Below are 13,895 nucleotides of genomic sequence, written 5' to 3'. Positions count from 1 at the left end.
TTAATGTGGAAATGAACAACAAGCAGGTCTCCGGACTTCACTATATCATCACAATGATGATGCTATTAATCATCTTCCCACATCGATCCGACGCAGTGATTTGGCGTTGAGCTTGATTAATAATTCGGTGTTACCGTTGCGAGGGCAGTGTTGGATTTTCACCAACTTCCCTATAAGCAAAAGAATTTGCTTTAGACTTGTTGCGATATTGGGCGAAGTATAAAGTGTTAAAGTTTTTTAAACAATCGTATTTCGAAATGAACTTTGCCCCAAGTGAGTCAAATTGCATTACAATGCGATGGTTTCAAAATATTCATTTTAAATTGGACACATCATGCGCCAATCTCAAATGCGAACTCGCGCCAAGATTTGTGGAATAACTCGAGCACAAGATATTCAATCTGTGGTGCAGGCAGGCGCAGATGCAATCGGTTTTGTATTCTTCCCACCAAGCCCGCGCCATGTCAGCATTGAACAAGCGCAAAGCTTGGCAAGCTTAGTACCCGCTTATGTTCAGTTGGTTGGTTTATTTGTGAATGCAAGCGCAGAAGAAATCCAAACAGTGCTTGATTCAGTTCCGCTAGATGTATTACAACTACATGGTGATGAAACACCTGAACAATGCCAACAAATTGCGTTGCATTGCAAACGCCGTTGGTACAAGGCTATTCAAGTTAAACCTGATTTAGATATTTTGACCGAAATTCAGCGCTATCAAGCTGTTGGAGCCAGTGCGGTTCTACTTGATGCGTGGCATCCTGAGCTGAAAGGTGGCACGGGACACAGTTTCGACTGGAACCAATTTCCCCAACTCGATATTCCACTGATTTTGGCAGGCGGATTAACCCCTGAAAATGTGAGTGACGCTATTGATACTACAGCAGCTTTTGCTGTGGATGTCAGCGGAGGCGTAGAGTCCGCAAAAGGTATAAAAGACCAACAACTCATTGAAAAATTTATGCAAGGAGTCCAACGTGGATCAGCAAAACCTTAGTCAACAAAATCAGGCGATTGACTACACCCAGTTTCCAGATGCTCAGGGGCATTTCGGGATTCATGGTGGGCGTTTTGTATCAGAAACGCTGATGGCTGCACTTGAAGACTTGGAAAGTCTTTATGGTCGTATGAAAAATGATGCTCAGTTTCTGGCTGAGTTTGACCGTGATCTTGCGTACTATGTTGGTCGTCCTAGCCCACTTTATCATGCTGAAAGATGGTCACAGCATCTCGGCGGTGCGCAGATTTACCTCAAGCGTGAAGACCTGAACCATACGGGTTCACACAAGGTCAACAACACCATTGGTCAGGCACTCTTGGCAAAGTTGTCTGGTAAAAAACGTATTATTGCTGAAACAGGCGCAGGGCAGCATGGCGTTGCGACCGCAACCATTGCAGCGCGTTTGGGTATGGAATGTGTAGTGTACATGGGTGCTGAAGACGTAAAACGTCAGGCAATGAATGTATATCGCATGCGTTTGCTTGGCGCGACTGTTGTGCCTGTGCAAAGTGGTTCAAAAACATTGAAAGATGCCATGAACGAAGCAATGCGTGACTGGGTCACCAATGTTGATAGCACTTACTATGTGATTGGTACGGTTGCTGGTCCACATCCATATCCGCAGTTGGTGCGTGATTTCCAGTCGATTATTGGCCGTGAAGCGCGCCGCCAGATTCAGGAGCAGGCAGGACGTTTACCTGATGCCTTGGTGGCTTGTGTTGGCGGTGGCTCAAATGCGATGGGTCTGTTCTATCCATTCCTGAATGATCAGGATGTGAAAATGTACGGTGTTGAAGCCGCAGGCTATGGTATTGAAACAGGCAAGCACTCTGCACCATTGAATGCAGGTCATGTGGGTGTATTACATGGTAACCGTACTTACCTCATGTCGGATGAGCAAGGTCAAATTATTGAAACCCATAGTATTTCAGCAGGTTTGGATTATCCAGGTGTTGGTCCAGAGCATAGCTTCTTAAAAGATATGCATCGAGTTAAATATGTGCCAATTAAAGATGATGAAGCACTACAAGGCTTCCGTGATTTAACACAGATTGAAGGGATTATTCCTGCACTTGAAAGTTCACATGCGATGGCCTATGTCAGCAAGCTTGCCCCAACCATGTCGAAAGACCAGATCATTATTGCCACAGTTTCAGGTCGTGGTGATAAAGACTTGATGACTGTCGCGAAAATTGATGGTATTCCGATGGTCGACTTATAAAACTAAAAAATTATATGCTAGGATTAAGGTAAATTTATGTCTAATGACATTATATGGTCATTAGGTTTTTACATGGATGTAATCACATAGGATTACGGGGGATGAAATATTCCTTACCTAGATATATTAGTAAAGCTTTTCTAGTTATTCTGGACTGGGATTTAGTCAAAAAATCCCAATCAATACTGTGGTATGCCAGTTTTACCGCAGTCGTGATCTATTTTATCCAAATAAAATACATGTATCATCCATTGGCAAATACTGAATTGCTTATTCGGTTCCAATGGCTGTTTCCTGGCATCATTATATTAAATATATTTTTTATTTTATTGGGTGATGTGTGCTTAAAAAACAGGAGGGTTTAACTTGGTAAACTATACATACTCATTAGGAGTTTACCATGAGCAAGAAACAGAAGACTTACACCGCAGAATTTAAAGCTGAAGCCATAAAAGCCATTGAAGAGAACCAAGGTAATGTATCGGAATCCGCTAGACAACTTGGCATTTCAATGCAAACCCTTTCGAACTGGAATAACAAAGCAAAGGCTGGAACTTTAGCAGGCACAAAACAGTATTCGCCCGATCTAAACGCCTTACTCGAAGAAAATAAGAAGCTTAAACAACAGCTCAAAACAGCTGAAATGGAACGTGAATTTTTAAAAAAGGCAGCAGCGTACTTTGCCAAAGAAAGTCAGTGAGGTACGCCTATATGAAATCGCAAAGCCACTTATTTCCGATTATTTTAATGGCTCGATTACTTCGTGTATCCGTTTCTCGCTTTTATGATTGGCTAAAGCGAGGCATGAGTAAAAGATCAATTCAGCGAAATCAGCAGACAATTTTGGTCAAAATAGCCCATGAAGAAACCAAACAAAGCTATGGCTATGTTCGATTAACCAAGCATTTACAAGCGCAAGGTATCAAAATAAGTACGTATGCTGTGCGCCAAATAAAAAAATCAAATCAGTTGTATTGTAAGCGCCATAAGCGTTTCAAAAGAACCACGAACAGTGATCACAACCGTTCTATTTATGACAATTTACTCAAGCAACAGTTTTCAATGACGAAGCCTAATCTTGCGTGGTCGAGTGACATTACCTACATTTGGACGGCTGAGGGCTGGTTGTACTTGGCAGCTGTCAAAGATCTTTACACGAAACAGGTTGTTGGCTATAGCTTAAATGAGCGCATGACAGCCAAGCTTGTTTGTGATGCATTGAATATGGCTATTCGCAATCAGAAACCTGCTAAAGATCTCATTGTACATTCAGACAGAGGCAGCCAATATTGCAGTAATGAATATCGAAACTTACTTGAGAAATTTGATTTTCAGGGTTCAATGAGCAAAAAAGGCGACTGCTTTGATAATGCACCGATAGAGAGTTTCTGGGGCATACTCAAAAATGAACTAGTCCATCATCGCAACTACAAAACAAGGGAAGAAGCCAAAGCGGATATTACAAAATATATAGAGTTATTTTATAATCAGCGAAGAATTCAAAAAGGCTTGGATTTTAAGACACCAAATCAAATGGCAGAAGACTTTTATCGGTTAGCTGTCTAGAATCTCCCAAGTGAAAGTCTCCTGTTAATTCAGCACACATCAGGGTTATTTTATTAAAAAAAAGCCAGACCTGCATATTTACTATGTGATGTTTTTATCTGTTTATTATCCATTCTCATTGTTGGGACTGCCAATTGGGGTAGGTTTGCTGAACCTTCTGAATGGTATTATCTTTATGGGGATTGCCTTTACCGCATTATTATTATATCCCCGATTTGTGGTCTATTTTGGTCTGGCCTTTTATGTCTTTGCATACTATATTTTAGCTGGTCTTACGGTGACTGGCTATCTGGATTATGCGCTGGCCTATAAACCTTATACCTTGTTGCATAAGGATGTTCAAAATCCCCAGATTATTTACTCCATGTTTTATACCACCTTATATGCTGCATTCACCATCACCTTGTTTGATATTAGTGTGGAACGTTGGCGGCGCTATAATTCAAAAATAGAAAAACTCAGTTCTACTGATGAGTTAACAGGGCTGTTGAATCGCCGTGGAGTGAATCAAATTATTGATTTACAGATGCAGCAGGCACAAATTACCCATCGAGAAACATCATTGATTATGGTGGATATTGATAATTTTAAAAAGATTAATGATCAATATGGACATCATCAGGGTGATCTGGTGTTGAAACACGTTGCCAGTATATTGCGGAAAAACCTGCGAACCAGTGATGTGATTGGGCGCTATGGAGGTGAGGAATTTGTGATTCTGCTGCCATTTACCTCGATTGAAAATGCGGTGCTGGTGGCAGAGACATGCCGTAAGGCATTGGAGCAAACGGCAATTGAAGTTAAGGAAAATGAACCACTCTCTATCAAGGCCTGTTTTGGGGTGAGCAGTACGGCTTTTAGTGGCTTTGATTATACAGGCTTGTTTGAACAGGCGGATAAGGCGATGTACCAAGCCAAGCATAATGGTAAGAATCAGGTAAGAACGGCTTTAACGTTATAGTTTATTTGGGGGAAATTTTGTGAAATTAATACAGGAAAATGGTCAGCCTCGTTATGGGCGTTTTGACCAGATACCCTCACGAATCAATCTGGACGATTATATCTATAAAACCCCTTATGGGCAGGTGTTGAAAGGCTGGCGCAAGCAGCTTAAATATAAAAAATTTAGATTTTGTGGCTTGCAGCATGAACACTACAGTATTGGTGTGGCGATTGTCGATTTATCATGGGCGGGGCATGGCTTTTTCTATGTTTATGACCATCTTTCAGGAAAGGTGATTGAATGGAATGCGATCCAGCCACTGGCGTTGAAAACCCATCTGGATGAACAACCGTTATTTAGTCAAAGTTATTTTAAGAAATCTGCCTATCAATTCGATATGCAGCATGCCAATGGTGTGCGTTATATCCAAGCAACAAAACATGGCGAAGTACAACTAAAAGCACGTATTTTCTGTGCAGGTACGGATGCACTCAGTTTATGTAGCCCAACAGGAATTAATGGCTGGACCTATACCCAGAAACAAACTACTCTGGCTGTGGAGGGTTTCTTTATCAACCCAGAGCGGCAGAAAGTTGACTTTAATGCGCAAAGCCTAGCTGCACTGGATGATACCTGTGGTTTTCTACGCCCTGAAACAGCATGGTTTTGGTTGTCGTGTCAATTTCGAGATGCAAATGATCGCCGTATTGGCTTGAATCTCGCATCAGGTGTGAATGAAAGTTTTGGTAATGAAAATGCGTTATGGGTCGATGGTCGTTTATATCCTTTAACCGATATTTTATTTGAGCAACAAAATGAAAACTGTTGGTCAATTCGTTCCTTAGATGAGCGATTGAATTTACTAGTTGAAACAGGTTGGTGCCGTTTTGAAAATATTAACCTGCGTTTAATTGGTAGCCAGTTTAATCAGTGGCAGGCCAAAATCAGTGGCACAATTGAACATGAAAATGTTGAACTGGTGATTTTGAACAATGAATATGGATTATTAGAACAGCATTACGCAAAATGGTAATCCTCATCAAAAAAATCCCTCTTTTTAAAGAGGGATGACGGGAGTTTTATAGACCAGCTTGCCAAAAAGCCTCGCCCGCAGCGATTGGGTCATTGGTTTTAGCCAATGTATCAATCCAGACATCATACTGGCGAATAATCGGATGTTGGTTTGGATGAAAATCTTTTTTAAACCAGTCGCTATACTGTTCTCTTTTTGCCGTCAAAATACCTCTGCGCCCAAAGAACCACGGCAAGCCCTTGCGTGCCATATCCAGACGCTGCCTAAAGCTAAAACCATCAGTCTTAAGCATGACATCGGTACGGTAAAGTGTGAAGCCAAACATTAACAAGGTCGTAATGACAAGGGCGGAACGGCGAGTCAATTCTGGTACTTCACCGACCTGTTGCATGACATCAAAAGCCACATCACGATGTTCCATTTCCTCAATTGCATGCCATGCGAACAGCGCGCGAACAAAAGGATCAGCCTCTGCCAATGTTTCTTTCTTACTATAGAATGTATCTGCCATCAGGGCGGTTAAATGTTCAGCCGCGGCCGTCATGGCAATATTGTATTGTGGTGAGCGATTCTTCAACTCAAATCTAAATATTTTTTTCAAACGGTTGGTGAACTGATCCACAGGCATGCCTTGTTCTTTCATGATCTGGTTCATTTTGTCATGGGCAATGCCGTGCTGGGCTTCTTGACGAATAAAGTCTGCCACACGTTCCTGTAGCTCAGGATCATTGATCTTGTCGCGGAATAAACGTACACATTCAATGAAGTAGCGTTCGCCATCAGGAAATGTCAGGCTTAATGCATCAAATATGCGGGTACGGAATGGATCGCCACCAAACCAGAAACGTGGAGCCTCATTGAGGTGAAAGTCTAGGTTTGTTCTTACAATTGGATCAGCCTGATAGGAAACATGTGCATTCATTTTTGCTATTCCTTGTCTTTTGCATAAACTCAGTATGGAAAAAGTCCGATGAAATGTTTTGACAGTTACAGCCAAGTTTTATACAAATAACGACAGATCAGGATGAGATCGGCATATGTCAGTTAAAATTATTATTGGATACCTACGGTTGTTGAATCGTGTCCTACAGCAGGAACACATTGATTTGTCTAAAGTTGTTGCACCTGAACTTTGGCAAGCTTTTCATGCCTGTTTAGAAAATCCAGATGAGCATGATTTTGATGTCGAACGTTATGCATTGCTTTTGCAATCTGCACAAGCTTATTTCCCTCGACCGATTACATTAGTATTGGCTGAACATGCCAATTTGCAAGATTTGGGTTTAATGGGATATTTGGCTTCAACCAGTTTAGATCTGCAACAGGCGTTACAGCTTTTACAACGTTATTATTCTTTAGTCTTTAAACAGACCAATTTAGAACAACTGAATGTTCAGCAGTTTTCTGATTATATTCAAATTGTTTGGAGTGCGTCTTATAGTGATTATCGGGAAATGTATGAGCTAAATTTGGCGTTGATTTTTAAAATTGCCCAGTCAATTGTGCAAGATGCTTTAATGCCACCGCAAATGATTCAATTTGGTTATGCGCCGAATACTGCGTTATATCATTTTGAAAAATTTTATGGCTGTGCCATTCAGGTACAGGCTGGACAATATACAATTCGTTTTTCCAATCAGATTTTGCAGGCGAAAAGTATTGCCGCGGATCAACAGTTGAATCATGTGCTCTCTCATCAGGCTCAGCAATCGTTAAATAGCATGAGTTCTTTTGAGGCACAGCAACAACAATTTCGGCAGAAAATCCAGAGCTATATTGAGCAGGGCTTGTTGCAGCAAGAGGAAGTTTTACAGAGTTATGTCGCCAAACGTTTGTACTGCTCTGAACGTACCTTGCAGCGTCAGCTCAAGAGCTATCAATTGAACTTTCAGGATATTCTGGATCAATACCGTCTGGAGCAAAGCAAGCTTTATCTGCAACAGGGCAAATCATTGTCAGAAATTGCCGAGCGTTTAAACTATGCGGATCAGAGTGCCTTTGGACGTGCTTTTAAACGCTGGACAGGTGTCACACCGAAACAGTTTTTAAAATTGTAATGTATAGAAATTAGGAAGCTTTGATCATTGAGAAAAAAACAAAAATAGAGATAAATGTATGCGGGCTGTTGTAAGTAGCAACATTCGCTGTTGAATCGCGCCAAACCCTGTTCAATGAACAAAAAATAGCGGTACAATGCAGTGTTTCTGTATGACTACAAACAACTCCTCAATTTATATAAATCAAGGAAAGCATAATCCCATGTCACGTCTTGCCACTCGTTTTGAACAGCTTAAATCTCAGCAACGTAAAGCGCTTGTTTCTTATGTTATGGCAGGTGACCCGCATCCACAAGTCACTGTTCCATTGCTGCACCAGATGGTTGAGGCGGGTGTTGATGTCATTGAGCTGGGGCTGCCGTTCTCAGACCCAATGGCGGATGGCCCTGTAATTGCCTTAGCTGCTGAGCGTGCTCTGGCAGGTGGAACCAATACCCTTAATGCACTGGATATGGTCAAGGCCTTTCGTGAGCAGGATCAAACCACGCCAGTGGTGTTGATGGGATATTTAAACCCCGTTGAGGTGATTGGCTATGAAAAGTTCGTTGCCTATGCCAAAGACTGTGGTGTGGATGGCGTGCTTCTGGTGGACTTACCACCTGAAGCATCTCAGCAATTAGGTGAAGTTCTTAAAAAAAATGGAATGGATCAGATTTTCCTGCTTGCGCCAACCTCAACTGATCAGCGTATTCAGCATGTGGTCAATCAGGCAAGTGGCTTTGTTTACTACGTGTCACTTAAAGGCGTGACAGGTGCGGCAACACTGGATACTGCTGAAGCAGCAGCACGTATTGCAAAAATCAAGTCTAAGACCAGTGTGCCAGTCGGTGTCGGTTTCGGAATCAGTGATGCAGCGTCTGCAAAAGCGATGGGACAGGTTGCCGATGCCGTGATTGTGGGAAGTGCTTTCGTTAAATCTTTTGCGACATTGCCAGCGGATGAGGCTGTGCAACAGACGGTGAATAAAGTGAAGGAGCTTCGAGCCGCGCTCGATGAGTTAGTATGAGTCAAGAACGATTGAGTCCAGAATCAGCAACAGGGAAAGTGCTTGGTCCCACAACACCCTGGACAGAACGTCAAGTGCCAGGGATTCAGGTTGCGGATGAACAGCAGACCTTTAAGTCAACTTTTACCGAGCCAACCATTGAATGTCCTGAATGTCATGCCTTGGTGACGCGTACAGCCATGTCATTCAACGCCTATGTGTGTCCGCAATGCGATGAACATTTGCGTATGAAAGCACGTGATCGCCTGACCTGGTTCTTTGATCAGGTCAACTCAGAACTGGGTCAGGAATTTAGTGCCAAAGACCCACTAAAGTTTGTGGATAGCAAGCCTTATCCAGAACGTATGCGGGAGGCGCAGGATAAAACAGGTGAATCAGAAGCACTGGTGGTGATGCAGGGCTCGCTCAAAGGCTTGGATTTGGTGGCATGCGCCTTTGAGTTTGATTTCATGGGCGGTTCAATGGGTACTGTGGTCGGTGACCGCTTTGTACAGGCAGCTGAACGGGCAATCCAGCTACACCAGCCTTTGGTGTGTTTTGCGGCTTCAGGCGGCGCACGTATGCAGGAAGGCATGCTGTCTCTGATGCAAATGGCACGTACTTCTGCGGCAATCCAGAAAATGAAAGAAGCACGTGTGCCTTATCTGGTGGTATTGACCCATCCAGTTTATGGGGGTGTAACCGCTTCCTTGGCAATGCTGGGGGATGTTCATCTGGCTGAACCGAAAGCCATGATTGGTTTCGCGGGTAAACGGGTGATTGAGCAAACGGTACGTGAAAAACTGGAAGAGCCATTCCAGCGTGCGGAATATCTGCTTGATCATGGTGTGGTCGATCAGATTGTTCATCGTCATGCGTTACGTGATACTGTATATAGACTAGTGGCTAAATTGATGAACTTACCTTGAAACTAGACGCTCCCCATTCAACAGACACACTCACAACATGGCTCGATTATTGGGGCCATGTTCATGTTACAGGCATTGATTTAGGGCTGGAGCGGGTGATTCCCGTTGCTGAAAGGCTGGGCGTGATGCAGCCAAAAGCCAAGGTGTTTACAGTTGCGGGCACCAATGGTAAAGGCTCAACCACAACCACATTGGCGACGATTCTAAACGCACAGGGTTACAAGGTTGGGCTATATCAGTCACCCCATATTTATCGTTTTAATGAACGGGTAAAGCTGGCGGGTCATGAGGTGGATGACCAGAGTTTGGTTGATGCCTTTGTGTGTGTTGATCAGGCGCGTCGTGAGTGTGGTCTAAGTCTTTCTTTCTTTGAAGCAACCACTTTGGCTGCTTTTCTTATTTTTAAACTAAAACAATGTGATGTCTGGGTACTTGAGGTTGGGCTGGGTGGTCGCCTTGATGTGGTCAACGTGATTGATCCTGATATAGCTGTGATCACCAATATTGGTCTGGATCATGTGGACTGGCTGGGTGATACCATTGAAAAAATTGCCTTTGAAAAGGCGGGTATTATCCGTCCAGACATTCCCGTTGTTTTTGCAGGGCAACAGCAACTTCCACAGGCCATTCAGCATAAGGTGGATGAAACAAACGCCAGCCTGTCTACACTGAATCGGGATTATTTCTATCAACTGAATAATGATGGACAGAGCTGGTCATTTGCATCGTCTGGCACAACCTTAAAGCTTCCCGTGGGACAGTTGGCCTTGGACAACATCTCCACTGCCGTGGCCGCGGTACTGGTGAGTGGGATTGAAATTTCACAGCAGGCCATTGCAACAGGTATTCAGCAGGCACGTTTGCAGGGGCGTTTTGAAATTCGCCAGATAAAGGATAAAACCGTTATTTTTGATGCAGGACATAACCCACACGGTGTCGAATTTTTATTGAATCAGTTGCGAAAATTCTTAAAATACAATAAACAGTACACAGAAGTTGTCGCAGTGTTTTCGATGCTGGCAGATAAGGACATCGCGTCTGTCACCGATTTACTAAAAACAACAGTAAAAGACTGGTTTATTGCTACTTTAGATGTGCCGAGGGCCGCAGCAATGCGACAGTTGCATGAGGCATTGCAGGGCCAGCAGGTCCATGAGTTTGGCAGTATACAGCAAGCATTTGAAACTGTGCTGAAACAATGTCATAACAATCAGCTAATTTTAGTCTGTGGTTCGTTTCATACCTTGGAAGCGATCTGGGAGTATTTAGAACAATGTCAATGAATAACAAGCAACGCTGGATGGGTGGCGTTGTTCTACTTGGAGGGGGTGTTTTGTTGGCAGCATTACTTTTCAAGGGTAATGAAGAAATAGAGCAGGATAAGACCCAGACTACAGTTACTCACCCTATTCCCAAAACCGAAACCCAGCCTAAAATAGCCCAGCCAGCGCAGGAGGGGGAGATGGTCTCCTTGCAGCCTCTGGCCGTGGATGTTGAAACTGAAAAACGTTTGCTGGATGAACAGAAACGTGCACGTGAAAAGGCGGTTGCTGAACAGGAGGCCCGTGCTGCCGAGTTCCTGAAAATGCAGCAGGAGGCTGAGGCTGCGGCTGCACGTAAAGCTGCTGAAGAGTACGCTGCAATCAATGCCCGTAGAACTGCTGCGCAGGAAAGTTCAGATAATATTCCACCAGAACTGGTTGAGGACGACCAGGCTAAGGCTCAACGATTTGCTGAAGAAAAACGTAAGCTGGAAGAAAAGAAGAAAGCCGAACAGCAGAAAGTAGAGCAGCAGAAAACTGACGCTGAAAAGAAGCTAGCTGAAGACAAGCGTAAGGCGGAAGCAGATAAGAAAGCTGAGGAAGGCAAGCGTAAGGCTGAGGCCGACAAGAAAGCGATCGAAGAAAAGAAACGTAAAGCTGAGGACGATGCCAGGAAAGTAGCTGAAGATAAGCGTAAAGCTGAAGCAGAGAAGAAAGCAGCGGCTGAAGAAAAACGCAAGGCTGAAGCGGATAAAAAAGCTGAGGAAGACAAGCGCAAGGCTGAAGCCGACAAGAAAGCAGCGGCTGAAGAAAAGAAACGTAAAACTGAGGAAGATGCCAAGAAAAAGGCTGAGGCTGAAAAAGCCCGTCAGCTTCTGGAAAATGGTGACAAAAACTGGATGGTACAGGTGGCGCTGGCAGCGAATCAGGCCAACGCCGATACAGTGGTGTCCAAGTTGCGCGCCAAAGGTTATAAGGTCACCACCAGCCCGACTTCCAAGGGAATTCGGATTATGGTGGGGCCATCCAAAGATCGTGAGACTGCTGATGCCGCACGTAAAAAAATTACCTCTGATGAAAGTTTAAATATGAAATCAGCGTGGGTGATTGATTGGGTTCCACTTGATCAGCGATAACAAAAGATAAACGACTAGATCAAAGCTGGAAAGCGTCTGGTTTTGACCTTGTTACAAGTGTTCTATTTCTGCGGGCAGTGAGTACAATATGAGTAGCGGCTTTAAGATATTAGAACACTTTATATTTTCAGAGGATTCGAGTGTTAGTGCGCTTTCTGGCGCGGCTTGTGTGGGAGATGATCTCTACTTGGTTGGAGATGATGTGGGGTACTTACTCAAAACCGATCGAAAAAATAACATCAATCGTGCGACTAATTTTGAAAAAATTCCATTATTTGAACATTCTGAATATACGACTCTGAGGATGTTTAGTAAAAAAACTAAACCAGACTTTGAAGCGCTTAGCTGTATTCGCTTCGATGGACAACCTCAGTTACTAGTGATGGGTTCAGGTTCTACAGAAAATCGAAAAAAAGCATTATTGTATAATCCAGTTAATAATCAGGTTCATGTTTTACTTGATACCTCGGATTATGATTTTTTAGAACATTGTTTGGCGTTGACTGGTGGCGCTGATCTCAATATAGAAGCAGTTTGTTCAGATCAAAACAATTTATACATCTTTCAACGTGGCAATATTAATCGTTTTCATGGTGTTTTAGTCTTTGATTTAATAAAACTTCAAAATGGAAAATCATTAGAAAGTTCGCTGAAAAATTCATTTAATCTGACATTACCAGAGCTTGAAGGGGCAGCAAGTGGTATTTCTGATGCTTATTTTCTGGTGGAGAAAAATCTAATTATCGCCACCGCTGCGGTTGAGCAAACATTAAACACTTATGATGATGGCGCAGTGCTAGGCAGTTTTATTTTAATTTTCTCACCAGAGGGTAAAATTTTATATACACATTTGATTCAGGATTCGAAAGAACAAACTCTTGCTATTAAAGTAGAAGGAATTACATGGCTAGAGTCGACATCTGATGGTGAGGTATTTTTATTGGTCACGGATAGCGATGGTGGTGATTCTGAAGTTTTTAAACTATTACTTAGTAACTCTGTTTTTGCCAATTCTTCAAGTTAGTTCGTATTTCTTAGCTTACCATTCAACTTATAAAATTAGGTTTTTTAAAGCCCAATAAAAAATGCATAAAATCCAAAATTAAAGAAACAAATCTTACACCCCCAACATCTATCTCTCTAAAAATTGGATTTAATCTAAAGTGCATCTCGCAATCTAAATAGGTGCTGGATTTGAAAGTTGTTGTTGAATCCATTTTACATTTTCAGGGGTGAAAAGATGGTCAATATTTTTCCAAATGATATGATAGCCGTATCCTCCTTGTTTCATTTCTTTAACCGCATCTTCAATTGCCCAATGCTCAAAAATAATTCGATACATTGCAATTGTGGCACCAGTTCGATCTGAGCCATGATAGCAATGCACTAAGATTTTCTGGTTTTGTTGTTTAGCAGTTTGAATAACACGCATTGCTTCTAACAAGTCTTTACGATTGATTGCCCAAGTATTGATTGGAATGTGTACCAGATTAAAAGGCTGATCTCTTAAAACCTTGGCATCTTCATTTCTTGCGCGCAGGTTGAGGACAGTGCCAATTTGATGTTTTTTCAGGAAAGGGATTAACTGGTTGCTGGGTTGTTCACTGCGAAAAACATCAGGACTGATCTGGTAAAAATTATGTGTATCTGAAATCAGTGCTCCCCAATGCTGGGGCCTTTGATGCTCCTCCAGACTTGAATGTTTCATACAACCACCCAAGCTTAGGGATGATATGAAAATAATAGTAATCAGTATCTTATGCAT

General features: G+C 42.7%; 13 protein-coding genes and 1 riboswitch. Of the genes, 11 read left to right on the top strand and 2 right to left on the bottom strand.

What is annotated here, in order from left to right; translation table 11 throughout:
- Positions 1–3 precede the first annotated feature (3 nt).
- Positions 4–216: riboswitch (cobalamin riboswitch) on the bottom strand.
- Between the two features lie 118 nt (positions 217–334).
- The 5 genes from F973_RS12120 (at position 335) to F973_RS12090 (ending at position 5,761) form a co-directional block, all read left to right on the top strand.
- Positions 335–994 (top strand): phosphoribosylanthranilate isomerase, encoded by a 660-nt coding sequence (locus F973_RS12120; protein WP_004762029.1) that lies wholly within the window; start codon positions 335–337, stop codon positions 992–994.
- The gene (gene trpB, locus F973_RS12115; RefSeq protein ID WP_004762028.1) at positions 975–2,219 is read left to right on the top strand and encodes a tryptophan synthase subunit beta; all 1,245 of its coding nucleotides are present in this window, start codon (positions 975–977) and stop codon (positions 2,217–2,219) included. Before F973_RS12120 ends, trpB begins: the two co-directional genes overlap by 20 nt.
- A gap of 400 nt (positions 2,220–2,619) precedes the next feature.
- Positions 2,620–3,785, top strand: a protein-coding gene (locus tag F973_RS12100; RefSeq protein WP_155756441.1) for an IS3 family transposase whose coding sequence is annotated in 2 segments (ribosomal slippage) — positions 2,620–2,878 and positions 2,878–3,785 — 1,167 coding nt in all. Because the reading frame shifts where the segments join, the coding sequence is not laid out codon by codon here.
- 88 nt (positions 3,786–3,873) lie between these two features.
- On the top strand, positions 3,874–4,746 hold the full coding sequence (locus F973_RS12095) for a GGDEF domain-containing protein (RefSeq protein WP_004762025.1): 873 nt from the start codon (positions 3,874–3,876) through the stop codon (positions 4,744–4,746).
- 19 nt (positions 4,747–4,765) lie between these two features.
- Positions 4,766–5,761 carry a DUF2804 domain-containing protein gene (locus F973_RS12090; RefSeq protein WP_004762024.1) on the top strand — a complete coding sequence of 332 codons (996 nt, stop codon included), beginning with the start codon at positions 4,766–4,768 and terminating at the stop codon, positions 5,759–5,761.
- Between the two features lie 46 nt (positions 5,762–5,807).
- Here the strand turns inward: F973_RS12090 and F973_RS12085 are convergent, their stop codons facing one another.
- Positions 5,808–6,683, bottom strand: coding sequence for a metal-dependent hydrolase (locus F973_RS12085; protein WP_004762023.1), 876 nt, complete (start codon positions 6,681–6,683; stop codon positions 5,808–5,810).
- A gap of 115 nt (positions 6,684–6,798) precedes the next feature.
- On the opposite strand from F973_RS12085, the gene F973_RS12080 reads away from it, so the two are divergent.
- The 6 genes from F973_RS12080 (at position 6,799) to F973_RS12055 (ending at position 13,154) form a co-directional block, all read left to right on the top strand.
- Positions 6,799–7,818, top strand: coding sequence for an AraC family transcriptional regulator (locus F973_RS12080; protein ID WP_004762021.1), 1,020 nt, complete (start codon positions 6,799–6,801; stop codon positions 7,816–7,818).
- A gap of 202 nt (positions 7,819–8,020) precedes the next feature.
- A complete protein-coding gene (trpA, locus tag F973_RS12075; protein ID WP_004762020.1) occupies positions 8,021–8,824 on the top strand; it encodes a tryptophan synthase subunit alpha in 804 nt (267 codons plus the stop codon).
- Positions 8,821–9,732, top strand: a complete 912-nt coding sequence (gene accD / locus F973_RS12070) for an acetyl-CoA carboxylase, carboxyltransferase subunit beta (RefSeq protein WP_004762017.1) — start codon at positions 8,821–8,823, stop codon at positions 9,730–9,732. The genes trpA and accD overlap by 4 nt, the downstream gene beginning before the upstream one ends.
- Positions 9,729–11,015, top strand: a complete 1,287-nt coding sequence (gene folC, locus F973_RS12065; protein ID WP_004762015.1) for a bifunctional tetrahydrofolate synthase/dihydrofolate synthase — start codon at positions 9,729–9,731, stop codon at positions 11,013–11,015. The genes accD and folC overlap by 4 nt, the downstream gene beginning before the upstream one ends.
- The gene (locus F973_RS12060) at positions 11,006–12,130 is read left to right on the top strand and encodes an SPOR domain-containing protein (RefSeq protein WP_004762014.1); all 1,125 of its coding nucleotides are present in this window, start codon (positions 11,006–11,008) and stop codon (positions 12,128–12,130) included. Before folC ends, F973_RS12060 begins: the two co-directional genes overlap by 10 nt.
- 88 nt (positions 12,131–12,218) lie before the next feature.
- Positions 12,219–13,154: a DUF6929 family protein gene (locus tag F973_RS12055; protein WP_004675615.1), complete on the top strand. Its 936-nt coding sequence runs from the start codon at positions 12,219–12,221 to the stop codon at positions 13,152–13,154.
- A 153-nt stretch (positions 13,155–13,307) separates the two neighbouring features.
- Here F973_RS12055 and F973_RS12050 read toward each other — a convergent pair whose 3' ends face one another.
- Positions 13,308–13,895, bottom strand: coding sequence for a dual specificity protein phosphatase family protein (locus F973_RS12050; protein ID WP_171062336.1), 588 nt, complete (start codon positions 13,893–13,895; stop codon positions 13,308–13,310).

The sequence above is a fragment of the Acinetobacter sp. CIP 102129 genome (genome assembly GCF_000368305.1).
Lineage (GTDB): Bacteria > Pseudomonadota > Gammaproteobacteria > Pseudomonadales > Moraxellaceae > Acinetobacter > Acinetobacter parvus.
This window is presented reverse-complemented; position numbering and strand designations above follow the sequence as displayed.

Bases quoted from the DNA above. Each gene is read 5' to 3' on its own strand.
- F973_RS12120 (WP_004762029.1), top strand. From the start codon at position 335: ATGCGCCAATCTCAAATGCGAACTCGCGCCAAGATTTGTGGAATAACT.
- F973_RS12095 (WP_004762025.1), top strand. From the start codon at position 3,874: ATGTTTTTATCTGTTTATTATCCATTCTCATTGTTGGGACTGCCAATT.
- F973_RS12085 (WP_004762023.1), bottom strand. From the start codon at position 6,683: ATGAATGCACATGTTTCCTATCAGGCTGATCCAATTGTAAGAACAAAC.
- F973_RS12080 (WP_004762021.1), top strand. From the start codon at position 6,799: ATGTCAGTTAAAATTATTATTGGATACCTACGGTTGTTGAATCGTGTC.
- trpA (WP_004762020.1), top strand. From the start codon at position 8,021: ATGTCACGTCTTGCCACTCGTTTTGAACAGCTTAAATCTCAGCAACGT.
- accD (WP_004762017.1), top strand. From the start codon at position 8,821: ATGAGTCAAGAACGATTGAGTCCAGAATCAGCAACAGGGAAAGTGCTT.
- F973_RS12060 (WP_004762014.1), top strand. From the start codon at position 11,006: ATGTCAATGAATAACAAGCAACGCTGGATGGGTGGCGTTGTTCTACTT.
- F973_RS12055 (WP_004675615.1), top strand. From the start codon at position 12,219: ATGAGTAGCGGCTTTAAGATATTAGAACACTTTATATTTTCAGAGGAT.
- F973_RS12050 (WP_171062336.1), bottom strand. From the start codon at position 13,895: ATGCATAAGATACTGATTACTATTATTTTCATATCATCCCTAAGCTTG.